We start from the raw sequence: 20,585 nt of genomic DNA, 5'->3' as shown, positions 1-20,585 counted from the left end.
GGTTACTTACTAACTTATTTACATTGTAACACTTGTCTAAATTAATTAAAATTTAAGTAAATTTAATAGTTATTAAGTAAAGATTAACTTAAGGGGTGATTCAAATGAATTTGGAGCAATGCGAGAATATTGTAGAAGTCGCAAAGATTGGTTCTTTAACCAAAGCAGCTCAGAATCGTCATATCACTCTATCCGCAATGAGTCAGTCCATTACCATGCTGGAGGCTGAGCTGGGAGTTACTTTGTTCATCCGTTCGCGCGGGCAAAAGGCGGTTCCCACAGCAGAAGGAAATGCCATTATTAGCAAAGCAAATGAAGTCCTGATGAAAGTAAATGAATTAAAAGAAGAAGCACAGATTTACAGCGATACGTTAAGTGGTCATTTGAAAATTGCTACGATACCTGGACCCATGCATCTGATGGTGAAGGTAATCTCTAGTTTTAAGGCAGATTTTCCAAATGTGAAAATAGAGATTTTTGAAAAAGGACCCAAAGAAATTCTGGATAATGTACTTCAGGATGAAATGGACATTGGACTTATGGTCTCACCGGAGGGAATGCCTGACACATATAAGGGGGTTAAGTTTGAACGGTTAATGGAAGGAAAAATTGTAGTTGGTGTACATCCACAGTCACCGCTAGCCCTGAATTCAATCCTTACACCGGATCAGTTAGTGGGGCAGACGTTAGTTTTATACGATGATCCTTACATTAAGGACTATGTAGAGCGATATTTATCTGGCTATGGGCCGATCAATTTGCTTTTTGTAAGTAACAACACACGGGCGATTGAGAATGCAGTTGCAGAAGGACTGGCCATCACAATTGGTCTGGATTATTCGTTTCTTAAAATATCAGAGATGACTTCTGCCTTCATGAAAACCATCGAGTTACGATCACCAGATACCCGTGCGAAATATTCAGGAGCTATTGTCTCTGCTTCAAAACAGACCTCCCAGACCGCCCGAAGATTTATCAACAGGCTAAAGCATGAATTTGATGAAATGATTAGACGAAGTTAACAGTATGCCTTGGTAAATTTTATCTAACCTTTACGCTACCTAGTTAATATTAACCCTATGATGTTGTCCAAGCTCAGATCGATATTAGGACAGCCAAGTGGGGAGGATGTCAACACAGTGAGAAGGTATCTAAGGCAAATTAATGTTGTTGTTATCTTTGTTTTGTTGATTTCGTTGTTACAACCGGGGGCAATTGTTCACGCTTCCATCTCTGATTTACCAGCAACAGACTACGGAACCGTTATTGATGTTCGCCAAACAGAGCTTGCAACTGGGGCGATGTATACCTGGATGGATCTCCAGAATGAACGTGGTTTACAAAAGATACATGCAGTGGAGTTCAACCCGCAACAAGGAAATTTGGAGCTGCGGGCAGGAACGAAGGATGGAAAGGTATACGGTATGAAGGGCGTTACAGAAATGGCCACGTATGCGGATTCACCTAGAAACCGAGTGATCGCAGGAATCAATGGTGATTTCTATGAAATCTCCGGTTTTGCTACGGGTGTTCCTAATGGGTTATTTATGGATGAGGGTGTAATCCTGAACAGTTCGATTTCAGCTTTTACTTTCGGTTTAAAAGAAGATGGCAGCTCGATTTATGGGGTGCCGAAGCTGACCAAAAACGTGACGATAAATGGAAAAACAACCAATCTGACTAGCATCAACCGATACCGAAATACAAATGAGCTGGTTCTTTATACGGAAGATTATAATACAACTACAAAGTCAACCAATGAGGGTGACGAGGTTGTTCTAGATATTGTCGAGGGAGAAGTGAAAAGCGGCCAGACCTTGAAGCTGAAGGTATCTGAAATCCGCAACAATCAAGGCAATACGCCGCTTTCCCAAGGAAAAGTGGTTTTATCTGCCCAGGGTACGTCCAGTGCTGTTCTGCAAGGGTTATCGGTTGGCGATAACGTTACTGCCAGCTTTGCGCTCAGCGGAGAATGGAATGATGTGAAGGTAGCCATTGGCGGCGAAGGGCCGCTGGTAAAAGACGGAGTAGTTCAACAAGGTGTAGGGCCTTTAGGAATTCATCCGCGGACAGCCATTGGGACAAAAGCGGACGGATGTCTCGTTCTATTCGAAGTGGATGGAAGATCTCCAGGTTTTAGTGAGGGCGTAGATACCGATGAGCTTGGCAACATTCTGAAGGGTATGGGCGTAGTGAACGCCATGAATCTGGATGGTGGCGGTTCTTCTACTTTTGTGGCCAGAATGCCGGGTACATCTGGTGTCCGAATGATGAATCAGGGCTCAGATGGTTACGAGCGTAAAACTGGTAACGGTTTATTGCTTGTCAATACAGCCCCTGAGCAACCTTCGGCTTCTAAGCTGGTTGTGCAGCCGAATACGGAACGTATTTTGCAAGGCTCCAGCTTTATATTCAAAGCGGCAGGAGTGGACGAGAACGGTCATCCGGCGCCTTATTCGGGTACGCTGAATTGGCAGGTGGACGCTAACCTTGGTACTGTCGATGCGAACGGAGTCTTCACCGGAGGAATCACTGCCGGCACAGGAACTGTAATTGTAGAGGCTGGCGCAGTCAAAGGCAGTGCTGAAATTGAGGTTGTAGATAAGCTTACAGAGCTTAGGTTTCCTGATGAGATCAAAACTTATTCTTCAGGTGCTGCTGCACAATTAACTGTGAAGGCGCTACGTAATGGACAAGTGATTCAAGCTGACAACCCTAGCTTCGAATGGCGGGTTGAGGGCGAGATCGGAACCGTGGACGAGAAGGGTCTGTTTCAGGCGACGAGTGAGAACGGGAAAAACGGAAAGATTTATGCTAAATACAGGGACGTTGAGACCTCTTTTGAAGTAAATGTGGGGTTACCGCCTGTAATGCTGGAGGATTTTGAGAATGGCATTGATAAATATATAGCCTCTAGTGCAGCAGCTAACAGCGTGGCGATTCAGGAAGTGTCGGATCTGGATTTTGTCCGCAACGGGGACAAAGCCTTGAAGCTGGAATATGATTTTGTTAATAAAACAGGCACATCCGGTGCTTATTTAGCCGCAAGCTCAACCGCCAATCGGATTCAGATTCCGGGGTATCCTGAAAAGATCAGTATGTGGATCTACGGAGATGGCAAAAAGCACTGGCTGCGGGGACAGATTCGGGATGGCAATAATGCGGCAGTGCCTGTGGATTTTACTGATCAGGTAAATGGTGTGAACTGGACGGGGTGGAAATACGTCGAAGTATCCGTTCCTAAGGGGAAAACCACCCCGTTAACGATGGATATGCCTGTCCGCTATATGGAGACAAGCAATCTTAATAAGAGTGCGGGAGCTATTTACGTTGATGATATTCGTGCCATTTATGGCCCGCTAGAGGAGGACAGAATACCTCCTATTCTTAAAGATGCATATCCTGGCGTGAACGAAATTGTCAAAACAGCTACACCGACCCTTTCCGTCAATGGTGAGGATGATGGTTATGATCCAGTGGTGCATCCGGGAACGACCTTAATCGATCCTGACAAAATACGAGTATATGTGGACGATCAATTAGTGGAGCATGGCTTTTATCCTCCAAAAGGTCAGATTACTTATAAACCAAAGGTTCCACTGACAGAAGGCCGTCATAAAGTAAAAGTTGCCATTCGCGATTTAAGCGGTAACCAGACGATAAAAGAATGGTATTTTACAGTAAATTTGGGCTCTCCGTTCTATGTGTACAAAACACCAGAAGTAGTATATGCCGGCAACACTTACACTTTGGACGTAACGGCAGAGAAAGCGAGCAAGCTGAAGGAAGGACATCTTACGTTTGCTTTTAATCCGGCTGCAGTTAAAGATTTGCAGGTAATTCGGGGGAATAAGGTATCAGAAACGCAAGTGGAGTCCATCATTGATCCGGCATTGGGCACTGTGCGTCTTAACTTAACGAATATCAATTCTTCCAATCTGGGAGATACGGATCTCATCGGGCAAATTCAATATACAGTTCGAAATGATTTTGTGGGTCCCTACACTCAGGAGCAGTTGGCTGGAGATATTAGCAAAGCTTTTGTAATTGAAAATACATCCGGATCGGTAACTTCTACAGAGGGTACTGGGGTTCCTATTTCTTTTATTGGAGCGGCTGTTGAATCTGTTGTGAAGACACAGTTGATGCTCACTTGGAACCATTATGATCTTGCGAAGGGCTTTGATGCATCTTTTGCGGTAAAAGATCTGAATGGAAGTGTCGTTGAAGGAGCAAAGCTGCTGTTCGATGGAGTGGAGGTACAAGGTGTTGCTTCAGGGGCAAGTGGAACACTAACTACTGACTTTGTCACTTCAGCAGAAGGAACTTTTAAATTGCAGGCGGTAAAAGGAAATACCTATAGTCCTGTAATGACGTTCAAGGTTGCTCTATATGACGCTACTGCAGCTCCGCGTAATGTTAATGTTACGATGGGCCAAGATGCAGCAACTTCTCGCCAGTTTACTTGGCAGACAGAACCGTTGACCATGGATACTGTAGTAGAACTTGTGAAAAAAGCGGAGTTTACAAGCTTTCAAGCTGCGAATGTAATAAAAATTACCGGCAGCAGTTCAATTTACAACACCAACAATGACGGAACGATGCGAGTTCATAAAGCGGAGGCCACTGCGCTTACCCCCGGAACGGAATATGTATATCGTGCGGGTGATGGCGAGTCAAATGTAAGTGAGCAAGGAGCTTTTGTTACAAGTGGTGGTGAGGACACTTCTACAAAATTCCTGTTTATCGGAGATTCCCAAGCAGATTCTAAGGCTGGTTTTGGTCTTTGGGGAGATACGATTGAAGCGGCTTACGCGTATATGCCGGATGCGGAAATGCTGGTTCATGCTGGAGATATGGTGGATAAGGGCTTTGAACAAGAGCAGTGGAACTGGTGGTTTGATGCAGCTCAAAAGCAGCTGATGAATACCACACTTGTTCCGATTATCGGGAACCATGAAGTGATGGGAACCAATGGAGATGGGGATTATCTGGCGCAATTCAATAACCCGCAAAACGGTGCGGCGAGCGTAAAAGGTACGAATTATTCTTTTGATATTAAGGATACGCACTTTGTGGTTATGAATACAGAGCATTCAGGTAGTCCGTTCACTGAACAGGCCGAGTGGTTGGATCAGGATCTTTCCGCTACAGATAAAAAGTGGAAGGTGATTTTTTTCCATCAAGGACCGTACGGCAGCATCTATTCGAATGAGCAGGTACAAGCGAAGTGGGTTCCGGTCTTTGATAAGCACAACGTAGATTTGGTCATGAACGGTCATGATCATATCTATTTGCGGACTTTTCCGATGAAGGAGGGTAAACAGGTTGCAGAAGGCGAAGGCACTCGGTATGTTATCGGCGGTTCCTCGGGTCCTAAGTTCTATGCGCTGACACCACGTTTTTGGCAGGAAAAAATATATGACGAAGATGAGCAAATCTATACGGCTGTTGAGATTGAGAAGAACGAGATTACGGTTACCGCAAGAACAGTAGACGGGGTTGAGATTGACCGTTTAGTAATCGGCAAATTGGTTCCGGAATCCATTACGCTGGATCAAAATGCTGTAGAGCTTGAGCCTGGGGCTAGCCTGCAATTGCAAGCTAAGGTGGGGCCGGAAGAGGCTAATCATCTGACAAAGCTTTGGTCCATCGTTCCTGATCCGGCAGAATCAGTTGTTACTGTAAATGAAAATGGCTTGGTTACTGCATTGAAGCCAGGGACAGCTAAGATAAGAGTCACAGTGGCAGGTTACCCGAATATTTTTGCCGAAAGTACGATAACTGTAGATAGGCTGCAAGCAATTAAGCTTCAGGGAAAGAGACAGCTTAAACCGGAAGAAGTCGACCAATCTGTAACAGAAGCTGTCTACGCATCTGGAAAACGTACCGCAATATTAGATGGACTTCATTATTCCAGCTCGAATGAGCATATTGCTACGATCAATGATCAGGGTTTAGTTGAGGCTCATCAGGAAGGCTCCACTGTGATCTCAGTAACCTATAGGGAGTTCGCCTCGGAGTATAACCTTGTCGTAACAAATGATGAAGCACCTATTCTTACAGAAATAACGATGGAAGGGCCGGATTCGCTGGAACAAGGAAGTAAAGGCTCCGTTGTTGTTCAGGCGGTATATAGTGACGGCAGTAAGCAAGAAGTGTTCGAGGGAGTAATCTTTGATACATCCGATCATTCCATTGCAATGATTAGTGAAGCTGGAGAACTTCATGCATTGAGTGCTGGTACAACAAAAGTCAGCGCTGTTTATAACGGTTTGAGCACTGAATATATTCTGATAGTGACTGAGGGCTCGCCGGGTACGACACCAAGCCCAGAGCCGACACCGACACCAACACCGACACCAACACCAACACCAACACCAACACCAACACCAACACCAACACCAAGTCCAGAGCCAACATCAACGCCAGATGTTTGGGAGCCGGGACCTGCGGTGACACCAACGCCAACCGCTACACCAACTCCGTCGGCATCAGCACAAACGGGCGTAGTCACCATAACGGCTTCTCAACTGTCAGAGAGCAAGAATGCTCAAGGTGAAGTTGTGGTTTCTGTTAATGGGGCGATTACGGAATTACTTCTGCCAGGCAATGCAGCAGAGCTGCTTGGACGCGCACCGCTTAGAGTGGTTATGCAGGATTTATCCGTTACGATTCCTGTTACAGTACTGGCAGAACTAAGTAAGCTAATCTCAGCTGAGGCTCTTGCCAAGAGTACGATTTCGCTACGGCTGAAACCTGTAGCTGATAATACAGCAGTGGACCTGTTGACTCGTGCAAGTACACTTGCGGGTGCACAATTGCGGGCGAAAAGTGATCTGCGGGAATGGTCGCTTAGCATATTCACACAAAATGATCAGTCCTTCTCGTTAAGACAGTTTGCAGAGCCGATTATGATTTCATATAAGGTCGGTGCAGATGTAGATCGAAGCTTATTCGGTATTTATTTTATCGAAGACGTGGGTAAATTAGAGTATATGAGCAGTACATGGACGAATGGTTATCTATCTGCTGCCGTCAGTCATTTTAGTAAATACGTTGTTTTAGAAGTTGATAAAACATTTAAAGATTTGAAGTCCGATCACTGGGCTTACCTTGCTGTGAAGCAGCTTGCGGCAAAACAACTTGTACAAGGTGTTGCTACGGACCGATTTGATCCGAACCGTGCGGTTACACGGGCGGAGTTCACAGCGATGTTAGTTCGTGCGCTTGGCTTGAAAGGTCAAGCGGAACCTGCTTTCGCTGATGTACCTGCAGATAAATGGTATGCAGAAGCAGTAGGGTTAGCCAAACAAGCTGGAGTGATTAACGGCCAGACTGCTTCACAGTTTGAACCGGAGGCGAAAATCTCCCGCCAGGAGATGGCTGTAATGCTGGCTCGTGCATATGCTTACGCGAAGAGTAATGTATCTGTAGCTAGCCGTAACATTTCGGCATTCAACGATATTGGTTACGCTCCACAGTGGGCTCAAGAGGCAATCAGCGAAGTGTACAGACTTGGTTTGATGCAAGGACGGGCTGAAGGACAATTTGCACCGAACCAAAACGGAACACGTGCTGAAAGTGCACAGATGATCCTCAACCTGCTGAGTGTTATGGAGTAATGATTGTGGCCAGTCTCAGGTTGATGGGGACTGGCTGTTTTTTTGATAATTCGATTAGTTGGATATGTGCAGGGTACGCACGCATGAACACACAGAGGGGGAAAGCGGAGTAAAAGTAAAAACAGGTGGTGAGACACAAAAGGTTGGAGAACGGAAAATGGAGAGCGGAAAGTTAAGGCACGCTCGCTGAGGCAGGCTAAAGTACGCTCGCTGAGGAACGGCTAAAGCTAAGGCACGCTCGCTGAGGCAGGCTAAAGCTAAAGTACACTCGCTGAGGTACGGCTAAACCTAAGACACGCTCGCTGAGGAACGCTAAAGCTAAAGTACGCCAACAGCGATGCACACTTGGTAAGTTCGGCTCGGACGAGCTACTTTTATCAAGAAAGTTTGTTTTAACAGATAGCCTCGATGGTTTGGGATCGTAACGGACTGTATTGCCGCTATTTTAACTTTTTGGTCCATTGTTCCAACTTTTCGGACTCCATAGCTCTTATTGTCATACTTTTGCCCGGAATCGTAATATATTTTAATGAATAGCTGCATCTGAGTCCGATAGATGAGCAGAATGGCTGAAATCAGCTTAATAAGGTCTCCTCGGTCCTATGAGGTAGAATTGAGTGAGTTAGGTGAGTAAAGTGATTAAGGTGATTAAGGTGATTAAGGTGATTAAGGTGATTAAGGTGATTAAGGTGATTAAGGTGAGTCAGGTGAGTCAAGTGATTAAGGTGAGCCAAGTGAGTTAGGTGAGTAAAGTGAGTAAAGTGAGTAAAGTGAGTAAAGTGAGTAAAGTGAGTCAGGTGATTAAGGTGAGCTAGGCGAGTAAAGTGTGTAAAGTGAGCAGAAAGCGGAAGGTAAGACCAAGAAGATGGATGGGGCTTAAGCAGAAAGTAAAACTGAGGTGAGTAACGAGCATATTCCAAATCCTTACAGACGAGCGCTGAGTCTTTTCCCTGTATTTTGTAAAGATAGGGTTATATTGGGCGCGTAATACTGGAAATTACTCTTCAGAGGCAAGTAAAAACAAGGAATAATTGTTATTAGCCAACACAAATTGTTATGTTGTGTTATGATAGTAGGGAGGTGACTCCCATGAATGATTTTGAGAACTATCCCGATGAGCTGGGTAATTTCATTCGGCACATCAGAAAGACGAGAGGGTTAACCTTAAGAGGACTGGAAGAAAAGAGCGGTATAAGTTACTCACAGCTTAGCAAAATCGAACGTGGAGAGAGCATTCCGCTTAAAGACAATCTGGACAAGATCATTGAAGCGCTTGGAACGGATCTGAAGAATCGGATGTACCATTTGGCAGATTATATGCCAGATATTGAATATATCAAGACCTTGAAGCAAGGATATGAGCTGCCACAGCTCAAACAGTCTCAAGATTACATCTACGAGACAGCCTTTAACAAGCTTAAGGAATTCAGAGCGAAGGAAGGGAAAGAAACATCGTACGTTTCCTTTGATTCGAATGAAGTTATAGTTTACGAAACGGAATATGGGGCAGGAATGGTAATAGAGAAGATTGAGAAATACAATCTGACCGATGTCCTGAACGATAAGTTTGAGGGTAACCTCGACTCCTTAAGAAAGAGCCCCCGTAAAGGGCGTCAAGCCTTTCTATTTGGCGAGTGGCTACGGGAGTGCGTTTATGAACTGAAGGAAGAGGAACAGGATCAGGTCATACAAGCACTTAAAGAATTTACTCAGTTTAAAGTACAACAAATAAAGGGTGCTTATAAATAATGTATGCCTTTTGCTAATGATCTCAAAAATGAATGAATGTTGCCCTTTCTTGCAGCCATCTATTCATCTTGATCCATAAACTAACAACTAAAAATGGTTTGACAGAAAAGGGGATATTAATAATGAAAATTAACATGAAGTTTACCAGCAAGGGCAAAGTCGCTATAGAGAATTTTAATAACGAGGAATTGCTGGAGATCTTCGCACGTTACATCAAGACATTATCCAAAAAGTATGACATCGAAGTTGATGTTCCTCTTGAAGCGAATCAAAACATTGTTGGTGATGGTGCGGTAATCGCAACTGCAAAAAATGTGAAATGTGATGTTGAAACTTTCTTTAAAGAATTGGGCAGAGATATCAAAGTTCCCTTGAAGAAAAGACTCGGCGGCAAATTGGAAAATGTTTTCAAAACAGAAATTACAGAATAGAGCATTATTTTTATCTCAGATTAACCATCATATGTGCATATAAAAAAGGTAGGGCCGCGGAGGCTCTACCTTTTTTATGTTAATGTAGTTGACTTAAGGCGACCTAAGGAGCTTATTGTTGGTTGAAGCTGAAGAAAAATGTGTACCATGCGTCAGTGTGAATTTAATGGGGAAGGGGATGTTATATATTTTCAGAATCTATGAGATTTCTACTTCTCATGATCTCTTTAATAATTTCAATGAAATCCGGTAACGCATGGGCATCAATCGCTAGCTCATAGATTCTTAGTAAATCCTCGTCAGATATAGATTCCAGAGATGAGGGCCGTGGAGAGGGATGAAAATAGTAATTCATTATGATCCTCCATCATTAATTGTTTTTATTATAGGTTTATCTATATGGTACCATTTGGAATAGAATCCGTCTCCTGTCATTCATCCTACGAATTTATCTTTACATTTGAGGATTATTATGGCATAATGTGCGAATTTGAGGAAAATGCTAAAAAGTTTCAATTTTTAATAAAATAATCCCGGCATGCGTGAACATGCCGGGATTATTAAAAAACTCAATTTTATTCTGACGGTTTTTTCTTTTGTGAAGCAAGATACTTCTTAAGGCGAGGTTCATTGGATTCCGAAACAGTAGTGAACTGCGTACCTTGATTAAAGCATACAATCTTCCGCCCGGGATCATAGCCTTCTATGTTGTTGATATTGACGACATTGCTGCGGTCAAGGCGTTCGAATCCCTTACCCTCATACGCTACGGAAAGATCGGAAAGCGTGGTGGGGAGAATAAATTCGCCTTCTTTCGTATGGACGAATATTGTATTTTTATAATTCGAGAAATACAATATATCTTCCTCTAGAATATCACTAGAGGAACCGTCTTTCTGTAAGACACGCATCTTTTCCCCATCCTTGTTTAATTACTTGCGCAGTTCTTTTGGAATTTCAGGGCTGTAAGCTGCTGGTTTTAGAATTTTTGTAAAAACTTGAGCAGAAGTACCCAGTAGGTTAGAAGCATAACGAGCTAAGGTTTTTTTCATCTGATTGACCTCCTTTGTAATGGGATTATAACTGTAAAGGATTGAACTAAAAATGCCAATCCAATGACAGACGAATGGATCCAAAAATTCAAAGAAACCAGAATTATGGAAATGATCTTTAAACCCAAATACCATTCTTTGGGGATTTGAGCATTAGCATCAGGATTCGGAGCACATAAGATCATTACAAGTAAAGAAAAAAGATTAATCCAAATCAAATAGTTATGTATTAGATAGGTAATATGAGGGATAAGTGAACAGATAAAGATAGATACAATATTGCAGGCTCTTGCGGATTTTAAATGCACACCACCAGATGACATTCTTAGGAGTATGAAGCTGAATAAGGCTAAGAATGTTTCCTTTAGCTGTCCAGTGAGCCCGCCAATGCATAACGAAGTCATAATAATTAATAAAGTATTCATAATAATGCTAAGGGCATAATGCATGATTTCAATAGAATGCGTTTGCTCTGGATTACTTTTCTTAATGAACTCAACAATTTTAAGAGATAAATGATTCATAATTATTTCTGTCCTTTTTGTATGAGAAATATAGATATCCCCATAATAGTATTCCATAGAGAAATGGGATTATGAAAAAGAAACGAGATTCAAAAAAGTAGTTGAGTGAAGTAACGACAATTATTGTAGGAAGATTAAGAGCGAATAATATTTTTTCATTAGTCGTTGGTTTAATTTTTACATCGGGTTTATCAGGTACAAAGTCATATCCAATACGTTTATGACCTACATACTTACCAATGAGAATCGCGGTTAATGCTGATAAAACCTGCATTGTAATCATGTTTTTGGTAATCGGATTCAAGATATTTAGAGGCATGATGATTACAGAGTTTAATAGATACATAAGACTGGTCTGAATCACCAAGTATGCTTGATAGGTCATCCCGGTTAATATAGAAGCGTAGAAGGGATGAATCCGGAATAACATCCACATAAAACAAAACATTAGTGCATATTGTGAGAAAATATCTAATGGAAACATCCCATAGTTGATCCTAATTGTATAAGAACAAAAGCCCATAATAAAACTAGCAAACACCATCTCTTTATGATATAAATCAATTTTGAAGATTTTGAAAGCCAGAAAAAACATTGCATAAGTCTCTAGTATTGAAAATATCATAAAAAGAATAAAATCTAGCATGCCGACACTCCCGATGACTTCTAGTTTAACTAACCCTATTATTGCAAGTATCGTATAAAATGAGCTAAAATACAACAACTACAGTATAATTTTCCTCCTATTTTTTCAAAAAAATTCAAAATGAGAGGGGTTTAGACATGGATCGACGTCCAGAAAGCAGTGAGTATCTCAAAGAATTATCAAAATATGTCTATTTAGTGCCAGCTGAAGGAGACATCATTACTATTTTTAGAGAGCAGACGGATGAGATTTGCACTTTTATTTCGAATCTTACGGAAGAACAAGGGGACTATCGTTACGCTCCGGAGAAATGGAGTATCAAGGAAATGGTCGGACATCTGGCTGATACCGGAAGAATCATGTCCTATCGTTTATTGTGCATCGCCAGAGGGGATACGACTCCACTGCCGGGTTTTGAAGAGAAAGACTATGTACTTACCGCCAATTTCGAAGCGCACACTTTAAAAGCATTGCTGGCCCACTACAAGCTTGTTCGAGAATCGACATTACTCCTAATGGAAACTCTGCCGGAGGAAGCATGGATCAGGAAGGGAATAGTTAACGAGGCTACTCTTTCTGCGAGAGCTCAGGCCTGCATTATGATTGGACATGACCATCATCATTTGAATATTCTTAAAGAAAGATATTTAGGGTAATATCTTCTTAATCAAAAAAGCATTCCAATAGCCTTTATGGCTTTGGGATGCTTTTTATACACGGCTATAGCGGTGGATTCTTGTGACATTTACGGCATACCGGATAGTAAGCTTCATTGCCACCAATCTGGATTTGCTTGCCGCTATATACGGGCTTGCCGTTTTCTACTCGTAGAGCCATAGTAGCTTTGCGCTCGCAGAACCAGCAGATCGTCTTCATTTCCTCAATTTTATCAGCGTAGATCAGCATATATTTGCTGCCTTCAAATAACTGATTCTGAAAATCATTTTTAAGTCCGAAGGCCATTACCGGAATGCCCAGCTCATCAACGATACGCACTAGCTGGAGAATACATTCCTTGCTTAGAAATTGACATTCATCAATAAGTACACAGTGTGGTTTAGGTTGGTTACTGCTGACGATATTATAAATATCTGTGTTCTCATCGATGGGGATTGCTTGTTTCCGAAGCCCAATACGAGAAGAAATAAAACCAACCTCGTCCCGGTCGTCTATGGATGGAGTGAAAATGAGCACCGATTTCCCCTGCTCTTCATAATTATGTGCAACCTTGAGTATCTCAATAGATTTACCACTGTTCATTGCTCCGTATTTGAAAAACAATTGTGCCACTTCCATCTATCCTTTCGTAAAAACAATGATCATATCTTAAAAATGCGACCATATTAGAGTATCATATTCGGATCGGATGTATCCAGTGAAAACATTGCGATTGATTGGATGTGGTATGATAAGAGGTAATAAGAGATGGGAAAGGAAGTAATAAGTGTGACTGAAAGATTAGACGAATATAAGGAACGGTTAGCTCTTTTGCAGCAGAATGGAGATTTATCCAGTGACACTGAAAGCTTGCTGGAAGAAATGATGGCGGATTTGGTGGAATTGAATCGGAGTAATAAAGCACTGCGTCGAGCAATACTGAAAACTGGACAGGCTTCCACGATGTCAACTCGGTTAAGGGATGCACTGTACGAATAGAAAAAGAGGGTATGCGAATGGCTTTGATTTTCTCTTTTCTCAAAAAATATAAGGTAGCTGCAATAGCTGCCCTTGTAATGATGCTCATTGAATTGACGGTAGAATTATCACAGCCTTTGATCATTTCCAAAATCATTGACTTGGGGATCCGAGAAAAAGATACCTCTGTAGTATGGCTGTGGGGCAGTGTATTGATCGGCAGCGCGGTAGTTGCGTTTACAGCCGGGGTACTCAGTTCTTTTTTTGCTGCCCATGCAAGTCAGAGCTTTGCGTTCGATCTTAGGGACAAATTGTACGAAAAGGTACAGTCTTTTACGTATGAAGTATTTAATCGTTTTGCTACTTCGTCACTGATTACCCGTCTGACTGGCGATGTATCACAGCTGCAGGATACTATTTTTATGAGCTTGCGCTTTATGACACGGGTGCCACTTGTTGTGGTAGGCAGTGTGATTATGGCGTTAGTTGTTCATGTGAAGCTGGGATTACTGCTGACGGTGGCGTTACCTTTGTTGATTTTTTTCCTCTACTGGATTATGAGAAAAGCTTCCTTGTTATTTCGTACGGTCCAGCAGCGTTTAGACGGAGTTAATGGCGTGATTCAGGAGAACCTTACGGGTATTCGCTTGATCCGCGTATTTGTGCGTATGGGGTATGAGATTGAACGTTTCACTGTATTTAGCGGGAATTTGATGAGATCAACAGTGTCTGCCTTGCGTTTGACTGAGACGACGATGCCTTTTGTTATGCTTATTGTGAATGCGGCGATTTTGGCGATTTTATGGTTTGGACGGATAGCCATTTCCAGCGGGGATGCTACTTTGGGTCAGACTGTTGCTGTTATTAATTACTCCTTGCGAACAATTGGAGCGTTATCAGCTATCTCTGGTCTTGTTGTAACGTTTTCCCGCGCTCGTGCCTCCTCTCAACGTGTTTCAGAAGTTATGGAAGCGGGAGCTGGAGTTCGTGAAGGCGGGACTTTGCAAGGTGAGCCGATTCAGGGCCACGTTAAATTTGAAGGCGTTTGCTTTAAGTATCCTAATAGTGATATCTCTGTCCTGGAGGACATTCATTTTGAAGTAGCTGCTGGTGAGCGAGTAGCGATTATGGGGGCGACCGGATCAGGAAAATCCTCACTCGTGAGTTTGATTCCGCGCTTGTATGAAGAGACAGACGGCACCATTTGGATTGACGGTGAAAAAAGTGCCGATATCGATATTTCCAGACTGCGGAAATCGATAGGTTATGTGCCTCAGGAATTGCAGCTTTTCAGCGGATCAATTCGCGATAATATTGCATGGGGCAATGAACACGCCACACTGGAACAAATCCAACAAGCAGCGGGAGCTGCACAAATTCAAGAGACGGTAAAAGGGTTGCCAGATGGTTATGACACGATGCTTGGTCAACGAGGGGTAAATCTCTCCGGCGGACAAAAGCAGCGGTTAACGATTGCCCGTGCACTTGTTAGAAAACCGGCTATGTTGATCCTTGATGACAGCACCAGTGCTCTTGATGCGGTTACGGAAGGGCTTTTGCTGGAGGCGTTAAAGGATATCTCCTGTACAACCTTTTTGATTACTCAGAAAATCAGTTCAACGGCATCAGCCGATTTGATCCTGTTGCTGGATGAGGGACGATTAATTGGCAAAGGCTCGCATAAGGAGCTTATGGCAAGCTCCGAGCTGTACCGCAAGATTTATGAATCACAGGTAGAGGAGGCGAAGCAGCATGTTCAAAGCATTAATTGAACCTTTTCGTCATCCTAAACCGAATTTTGAACTTGGCGTGGGACGAAGTCTAGGGACAGCATCTGGCGGCAAACCCAAAGCAAAGGCGAAGGATTGGTCAGGGACGCTGATCCGGATCTGGAGTTATCTAGCTGAGCGTAAAGCCACGCTTATTCTTGTACTGATCATGGTTGTCTTCAGCTCAGCGCTTGCGCTGCTGGGGCCATACATGATTGGCAGAGCGGTGGATAATTATCTGGAAGGTACCGGCGGGCGATCATGGGTTGTTTTTCTGACAAGCCTTGCTTGTGTGTACATTTTTTATTCTCTGACTTCTTGGCTGCAAAACATATGGATGATCGAAATTGCTCAAGAAACTGTATTACGGATGCGTACGGAGCTATTCTCCCATTTACACCGTCTGCCTATTTCCTTTTTTAATCGGAGACAGCAGGGGGAAATTATGAGCCGTCTTACCAATGATATCGAGAACGTCAGCTCTACGTTGAATAGCTCGGCTATTCAGATATTTTCAAGTGTCTTAACCTTGCTAGGAACCGTAGGGGTTATGCTGTGGCTTAGTCCCTTGTTGACGCTGCTCACATTCCTCGTAGTGCCTTTGATGTTGTTAGGCATGCGCTGGATTACACGCCGTACAGGCCCATTATTTAAAGAACGTCAGCGCAATGTAGGGGAGCTTAACGGTTATATTGAGGAGACCTTATCCGGACAACGGATTATCAAGGCTTTTTCACAAGAGGAACGCGTCATCTCTGGTTTTCATGAACGCAACAAGCGAATTATGCTGTCAGGCTACTGGGCGCAGTCCATTTCTGGTTTCATCCCCAAGCTTATGAATGGTCTTAATAATCTCAGCTTCGCCATAGTTGCAGGAATTGGTGGTCTGCTTGCGATCCGTGGGTCGATTACAGTGGGTGTGATCATCGTATTCGTGGAATATACCCGCCAGTTTACTCGTCCGCTTAATGATTTAGCGAATCAGTGGAATACCTTGCTCTCAGCGGTGGCAGGGGCCGAGCGGGTGTTTGAAGTGCTGGACGAAGAGACCGAGGCTAAAGATGAAGGTGCAGCCAAATCACTTGAAACTGTACAGGGTGCGGTGAAGTTTGAAAATGTAGCTTTTTCTTATGATGGAGGTTCTAACACGCTGCAGGATATCAGCTTTGAAGCGAAGCCTGGCGAGATGATCGCTTTAGTTGGACCTACCGGTGCAGGCAAAACAACGCTAATTGGGCTGTTATCCCGTTTCTATGATCCTAATCAGGGGAAAATCACGCTGGATGGCTTAGATATCACTTCGATTCGGCGGGAAAGCTTGAGAAGTCATATGGCCTTTGTATTGCAGGATTCCTTTTTGTTCAAAGGGAGTATCCGCGATAACATCCGATACGGGAGGCTGGATGCGTCCGATGAAGAGGTTGAAGAGGCGGCTAAGCTGGCCAATGCCCATTCTTTTATTATGCGAATGCCCGAAGGTTATGAACGGATGCTCTCGGCGGATGGCAGCGGTATAAGCCAAGGGCAGAAGCAACTGCTCTCCATTGCGAGAGCGATTCTTGCTAACCCCTCTATGCTTGTGCTTGATGAAGCAACCAGCAGTATTGATACAGTGACCGAGATCAAGATTCAGGAAGGGCTGCAGGCGCTGATGAAAGGGCGAACGAGCTTCGTCATTGCTCATAGACTTGGCACGATACGTGCAGCTGATCGAATTCTTGTGCTTCAGGGCGGCAGATTATTGCAGCAAGGCTCTCATGAAGAGCTGCTGAAGCAAGGCGGACTGTACAGCGAGTTGGTACAGGGGCGGCGGAAAGAGGCGCTTGATAAGGCGGGTATTTAAGAAAAAGGCGAGAATTTTCAGGTAGCGCAGATTGCGTCCATGAAGTTCTCGCCTTTATGTTATTTATGATAGATAACGAGCACCAGATCGGGTGAGCTGGGAGGGTTTGAATGTGGGGAAATCTATTGTACAAATTACAATCAGCAGGGTAATAAGGCTTGATTGTGTGCGATTCGAGATTCAGATGATCAGGTGAATAAATGATGAGATGAAAAAGCTGATCCTAAGTTTAGCATAGCCTCTTAAGAGATCGTTTCCTGCGTTCCGGCTTGTTTCGCCTTTTGCTTCTCCTTGAACCTTGGACCTACGTAATTCTTCTTACGGTCCCTAGCCAGAATCCAGCCACCAAGGAAAGTCATGCCAGCTGCGAAGAGCAGCAATCCACCACCGAAATGCAGCCAAGCAAAGTGGGGCACAACAGAATCATCACCATGCATGGATATGTAATCAAAAATATCATCCTTCATCATGAGGAAGCCCTTCATTGCTATTAAGCCCGGAAACACAAGAATAAGGATGGCAATGAAGCGTGAAATTAACAGTTTCATAAGTGTCTCCTACCCCTCTTAGCCCTTTAGATTCACCCATATGATAACGCTTTAGCAAGAAAAAGTCCATTTGCATATGACGTTTATAAGTTTTGTAATAGAGCAAAAAGAGAGTACAATATACTAAGTAAAATGAACTTACGTGTAATGACTGGAGGATACATATCATGACAATTTCATGTGACGTGGCCATACTTGGCGGAGGTACTGGAGGGTATGTGGCGGCTATTCGCGCTGCACAGCTTGGAAAGTCCGTTGTCGTCATCGAAATGGACAAACTGGGAGGAACCTGTCTGCATCGGGGCTGCATTCCTAGTAAATCGCTGCTCCGTAGTGCAGAGGTATATGCTGAAATCAATGAGAGTGAGAGCTATGGCATTGAGACAAGCGGTGTACAGCTGGTATTCCCAAAGGTACAGAAACGCAAAGAAGCTGTAGTTGAGCAACTTCATCAAGGCGTACAATATTTGATGCGCAAAAATAAAATACAAGTTGTCAAAGGTAAAGGGCGCGTAACGGGTCCTTCTATTTTTTCTCCGCGCAGCGGTGCTGTAGCTGTGGAACTGGAAGATGGGGAGATGGAAACAGTAGTTTCCAGCCATCTTATTATCGCTACGGGCTCACGCCCCCGAGTATTGCCTGGTCTCGAACCAGACGGGAAAGTGATTCTTAGCAGTGATGAAGCGCTCATGCTCGAAGAGCTGCCATCCTCTATCATCATTGTGGGCGGTGGTGTAATTGGGGTCGAATGGGCTTCAATGCTGGCTGATTTTGGAGTGCAGGTGACTGTGGTTGAAGCGGCAGGTCAGTTACTGCCTCAAGAGGATGAAGAGATAGCTAAGGAACTGCAACGGTTGTTGAAAAAGCGTGGGGTTAAGGTACTGACTGAAACTACAGTGGATGCTGCAACCTGCCAGGTAACGGAGGATGGAATTTCGATCGAAGCCCGTAAGGGAGAGCAAAGTCAAAGCCTAACGGCAGAAAAATTGCTTGTATCCGTAGGCAGAGTCGCCAACATCGAGAATATTGGTCTGGAAAACACAGACATTCGCTTTGACAAAGGGATTATTGCTGTAAACGCTAGTATGCAGACGGCAGAGCCGCATATTTATGCCATTGGCGACTGCATCGGTGGGCTTCAATTGGCTCATGCAGCCAGTCATGAAGGGATAATGGCGGTTAACCATCTATCTGGTGAGAAGCTACATCCTTATCATACACATTTAGTACCACGTTGTGTCTATACTCGGCCTGAGGTAGCAAGTGTGGGCTACACCGAGAAGGAAGCTAAAGAGCTTGGACATGATGTAGTGATTGGCAAGTTCCCATTCTCGGCCATTGGTAAGGCAATTGTATATGGCCAGAAGGATGGATTTGTGAAAGTTGTAGCGGATCGTAGCAGTGGAGATATTCTTGGTGTGCAGATGATTGGTCCTCATGTGACGGATCTAATTGGAGAAGCGGCCTTGGCACAGCTTCTGGATGCAACACCTTGGGAGATTGGTGAAGCTATACATGCTCACCCTACCCTTTCGGAGATTATCGGAGAAGCAATGTTAGCTGTGGATGGAAGATCTATTGGATTTTAGTTTTTCTTAGCTTTTCTTTTTGGGTAGAAAGGGATTATAATATACTCAAGTCAAGTCTTAGTACCAGGTTTTAAGATCAGGGCACAATTGGTCTTAATTCCTGTAAGACTTCAGGCTTTATGAATAAGGAGGTATCTCTTTATGGAACCCCAAGGTACTGTAGAAACGATTAACAGACATAAGCAGCTTGGACTTAGTGACGGCCAGGTCATCGATATGTACAGATATATGTCGCTCGCTCGTAAATACGATGAGCGCAGTCTGCTGCTTCAGCGCGCTGGCAAGATCAACTTTCATGTCTCCGGTATAGGCCAGGAGGCGGGTCAGGTGGCGGCGGCATTCGCGCTGGACCGGCAAAATGATTATTTTTTACCTTATTACCGCGATTATGCTTTCGTGCTCTCAGTGGGTATGACTACACGCGAACTTATGTTGTCCGTATTCGCTAAGGCAGAAGATCCAAACAGTGGTGGGCGGCAAATGCCGGGTCACTTTGGCAGTAAACGTCTGCGTATTGTGACAGGGTCAAGCCCTGTAACCACGCAGGTCCCTCATGCGGTTGGCTTTGCTCTGGCGGCCAAAATGCAGAAGAAGAAATTCGTCTCCTTTGTAACCTTCGGTGAAGGTTCCAGCAATCAGGGGGATTTTCATGAAGCGTGTAACTTTGCCGGAGTGAATAAGCTGCCGGTTATTATCATGTGCCAGAACAATCAGTACGCAATCTCTGTTCCTGTTCATAAACAGTTAGGCGGCAAGGTTAGCGACCGTGCACTGGGTTATGGATTTCCTGGTGTGCGTGTAGACGGAAACGATCCGCTTGAGGTTTATCGTGTCGTTAAGGAAGCGCGGGAAAGAGCCCTCGCGGGTGAAGGTCCTACGCTGATTGAAGCGATGATGTACCGTTTATCTCCACACTCCACCTCAGATAATGATCTGGCTTACCGGACCAAAGAAGAGGTTGATGAGAACTGGAAGAAGGACGGCGTAGCAGGATTCCGTAATTACTTGATCGGTCTGGGATTGTGGAGTGATGAGCAAGAACAAGATCTTGCTGCTGAATGCAATCTTGAGCTTAAAGCGGCTATCGAGTATGCCGATAATGCTCCGTTCCCGAAACCGGAAGACACACTGCTGCATGTATACAGTGATTCCGACCTCAAAGGAGGGGCATAAA

The 20,585-nt window shown here is 43.9% G+C and carries 17 protein-coding genes; 10 read left to right on the top strand and 7 right to left on the bottom strand.

Annotated features, from left to right (window positions below):
* Positions 1-104 precede the first annotated feature (104 nt).
* The 4 genes from NYE58_RS25625 to NYE58_RS25610 all read left to right on the top strand — a co-directional run bounded on the left by NYE58_RS25625 (position 105) and on the right by NYE58_RS25610 (position 9,805).
* Positions 105-1,022 (top strand): LysR family transcriptional regulator, encoded by a 918-nt coding sequence (locus NYE58_RS25625; RefSeq protein ID WP_076220765.1) that lies wholly within the window; start codon positions 105-107, stop codon positions 1,020-1,022.
* A gap of 117 nt (positions 1,023-1,139) precedes the next feature.
* Positions 1,140-7,625: an S-layer homology domain-containing protein gene (locus NYE58_RS25620; RefSeq protein WP_341003326.1), complete on the top strand. Its 6,486-nt coding sequence runs from the start codon at positions 1,140-1,142 to the stop codon at positions 7,623-7,625.
* Between the two features lie 1,089 nt (positions 7,626-8,714).
* Positions 8,715-9,374 (top strand): helix-turn-helix domain-containing protein, encoded by a 660-nt coding sequence (locus tag NYE58_RS25615; protein WP_036676012.1) that lies wholly within the window; start codon positions 8,715-8,717, stop codon positions 9,372-9,374.
* A 122-nt stretch (positions 9,375-9,496) separates the two neighbouring features.
* The gene (locus NYE58_RS25610) at positions 9,497-9,805 is read left to right on the top strand and encodes a hypothetical protein (RefSeq protein ID WP_036676014.1); all 309 of its coding nucleotides are present in this window, start codon (positions 9,497-9,499) and stop codon (positions 9,803-9,805) included.
* A 181-nt stretch (positions 9,806-9,986) separates the two neighbouring features.
* Here NYE58_RS25610 and sda read toward each other — a convergent pair whose 3' ends face one another.
* The 5 genes from sda to NYE58_RS25595 all read right to left on the bottom strand — a co-directional run bounded on the left by sda (position 9,987) and on the right by NYE58_RS25595 (position 12,027).
* Positions 9,987-10,160 carry a sporulation histidine kinase inhibitor Sda gene (sda, locus tag NYE58_RS37570; protein ID WP_081383395.1) on the bottom strand — a complete coding sequence of 58 codons (174 nt, stop codon included), beginning with the start codon at positions 10,158-10,160 and terminating at the stop codon, positions 9,987-9,989.
* A 220-nt stretch (positions 10,161-10,380) separates the two neighbouring features.
* Positions 10,381-10,716 (bottom strand): LytTR family DNA-binding domain-containing protein, encoded by a 336-nt coding sequence (locus NYE58_RS25605; RefSeq protein WP_036676016.1) that lies wholly within the window; start codon positions 10,714-10,716, stop codon positions 10,381-10,383.
* Positions 10,717-10,737: 21 nt separating this feature from the next.
* Entirely contained in the window at positions 10,738-10,857 is a 120-nt protein-coding gene (locus NYE58_RS25600) for a cyclic lactone autoinducer peptide (RefSeq protein WP_139329854.1), read from the bottom strand.
* Positions 10,854-11,381 carry an accessory gene regulator ArgB-like protein gene (locus tag NYE58_RS37565; RefSeq protein WP_179087046.1) on the bottom strand — a complete coding sequence of 176 codons (528 nt, stop codon included), beginning with the start codon at positions 11,379-11,381 and terminating at the stop codon, positions 10,854-10,856. Before NYE58_RS37565 ends, NYE58_RS25600 begins: the two co-directional genes overlap by 4 nt.
* Positions 11,362-12,027, bottom strand: a complete 666-nt coding sequence (locus NYE58_RS25595) for a hypothetical protein (RefSeq protein WP_179087045.1) — start codon at positions 12,025-12,027, stop codon at positions 11,362-11,364. Before NYE58_RS25595 ends, NYE58_RS37565 begins: the two co-directional genes overlap by 20 nt.
* Positions 12,028-12,164: 137 nt before the next feature.
* Here NYE58_RS25595 and NYE58_RS25590 point away from each other — a divergent pair, with 137 nt between their 5' ends.
* Entirely contained in the window at positions 12,165-12,683 is a 519-nt protein-coding gene (locus NYE58_RS25590) for a DinB family protein (RefSeq protein WP_076277663.1), read from the top strand.
* A 64-nt stretch (positions 12,684-12,747) separates the two neighbouring features.
* Here the strand turns inward: NYE58_RS25590 and NYE58_RS25585 are convergent, their stop codons facing one another.
* A complete protein-coding gene (locus NYE58_RS25585; protein WP_036676019.1) occupies positions 12,748-13,317 on the bottom strand; it encodes a thymidine kinase in 570 nt (189 codons plus the stop codon).
* Positions 13,318-13,452: 135 nt separating this feature from the next.
* Between NYE58_RS25585 and NYE58_RS25580 the strand changes: the two genes are divergently transcribed.
* The 3 genes from NYE58_RS25580 to NYE58_RS25570 are packed head-to-tail and all read left to right on the top strand — an operon-like array spanning position 13,453 to position 17,274.
* Positions 13,453-13,683 carry a hypothetical protein gene (locus NYE58_RS25580; protein ID WP_036676022.1) on the top strand — a complete coding sequence of 77 codons (231 nt, stop codon included), beginning with the start codon at positions 13,453-13,455 and terminating at the stop codon, positions 13,681-13,683.
* Positions 13,684-13,700: 17 nt separating this feature from the next.
* Positions 13,701-15,434: an ABC transporter ATP-binding protein gene (locus NYE58_RS25575; protein WP_341003325.1), complete on the top strand. Its 1,734-nt coding sequence runs from the start codon at positions 13,701-13,703 to the stop codon at positions 15,432-15,434.
* On the top strand, positions 15,415-17,274 hold the full coding sequence (locus tag NYE58_RS25570; protein ID WP_341003323.1) for an ABC transporter ATP-binding protein: 1,860 nt from the start codon (positions 15,415-15,417) through the stop codon (positions 17,272-17,274). Before NYE58_RS25575 ends, NYE58_RS25570 begins: the two co-directional genes overlap by 20 nt.
* Before the next feature lie 242 nt (positions 17,275-17,516).
* Here the strand turns inward: NYE58_RS25570 and NYE58_RS25565 are convergent, their stop codons facing one another.
* Positions 17,517-17,822: a DUF2627 domain-containing protein gene (locus NYE58_RS25565; RefSeq protein ID WP_076129486.1), complete on the bottom strand. Its 306-nt coding sequence runs from the start codon at positions 17,820-17,822 to the stop codon at positions 17,517-17,519.
* A gap of 167 nt (positions 17,823-17,989) precedes the next feature.
* Here NYE58_RS25565 and lpdA point away from each other — a divergent pair, with 167 nt between their 5' ends.
* Positions 17,990-19,411 carry a dihydrolipoyl dehydrogenase gene (gene lpdA, locus NYE58_RS25560; RefSeq protein ID WP_076219293.1) on the top strand — a complete coding sequence of 474 codons (1,422 nt, stop codon included), beginning with the start codon at positions 17,990-17,992 and terminating at the stop codon, positions 19,409-19,411.
* Between the two features lie 141 nt (positions 19,412-19,552).
* Positions 19,553-20,584, top strand: coding sequence for a thiamine pyrophosphate-dependent dehydrogenase E1 component subunit alpha (locus NYE58_RS25555; RefSeq protein ID WP_076184133.1), 1,032 nt, complete (start codon positions 19,553-19,555; stop codon positions 20,582-20,584).
* Position 20,585 lies beyond the last annotated feature (1 nt).

Origin of the sequence: Paenibacillus sp. FSL L8-0708, from assembly GCF_038009325.1 — a bacterium.
GTDB lineage: Bacteria > Bacillota > Bacilli > Paenibacillales > Paenibacillaceae > Paenibacillus_AQ > Paenibacillus_AQ odorifer.
Note: the sequence above shows the minus strand (reverse complement) of the source record. Positions and strands in the feature narration are given on the sequence as shown.

Bases quoted from the DNA above. Each gene is read 5' to 3' on its own strand.
- NYE58_RS25580 (WP_036676022.1), top strand. From the start codon at position 13,453: ATGGGAAAGGAAGTAATAAGTGTGACTGAAAGATTAGACGAATATAAG.
- NYE58_RS25555 (WP_076184133.1), top strand. From the start codon at position 19,553: ATGGAACCCCAAGGTACTGTAGAAACGATTAACAGACATAAGCAGCTT.
- NYE58_RS25590 (WP_076277663.1), top strand. From the start codon at position 12,165: ATGGATCGACGTCCAGAAAGCAGTGAGTATCTCAAAGAATTATCAAAA.
- NYE58_RS25600 (WP_139329854.1), bottom strand. From the start codon at position 10,857: ATGAAAAAAACCTTAGCTCGTTATGCTTCTAACCTACTGGGTACTTCT.
- NYE58_RS25615 (WP_036676012.1), top strand. From the start codon at position 8,715: ATGAATGATTTTGAGAACTATCCCGATGAGCTGGGTAATTTCATTCGG.
- NYE58_RS25575 (WP_341003325.1), top strand. From the start codon at position 13,701: ATGGCTTTGATTTTCTCTTTTCTCAAAAAATATAAGGTAGCTGCAATA.
- NYE58_RS25595 (WP_179087045.1), bottom strand. From the start codon at position 12,027: ATGCTAGATTTTATTCTTTTTATGATATTTTCAATACTAGAGACTTAT.
- sda (WP_081383395.1), bottom strand. From the start codon at position 10,160: ATGAATTACTATTTTCATCCCTCTCCACGGCCCTCATCTCTGGAATCT.
- NYE58_RS25565 (WP_076129486.1), bottom strand. From the start codon at position 17,822: ATGAAACTGTTAATTTCACGCTTCATTGCCATCCTTATTCTTGTGTTT.
- NYE58_RS25625 (WP_076220765.1), top strand. From the start codon at position 105: ATGAATTTGGAGCAATGCGAGAATATTGTAGAAGTCGCAAAGATTGGT.
- NYE58_RS25570 (WP_341003323.1), top strand. From the start codon at position 15,415: ATGTTCAAAGCATTAATTGAACCTTTTCGTCATCCTAAACCGAATTTT.
- NYE58_RS25610 (WP_036676014.1), top strand. From the start codon at position 9,497: ATGAAAATTAACATGAAGTTTACCAGCAAGGGCAAAGTCGCTATAGAG.
- lpdA (WP_076219293.1), top strand. From the start codon at position 17,990: ATGACAATTTCATGTGACGTGGCCATACTTGGCGGAGGTACTGGAGGG.
- NYE58_RS37565 (WP_179087046.1), bottom strand. From the start codon at position 11,381: ATGAATCATTTATCTCTTAAAATTGTTGAGTTCATTAAGAAAAGTAAT.
- NYE58_RS25605 (WP_036676016.1), bottom strand. From the start codon at position 10,716: ATGCGTGTCTTACAGAAAGACGGTTCCTCTAGTGATATTCTAGAGGAA.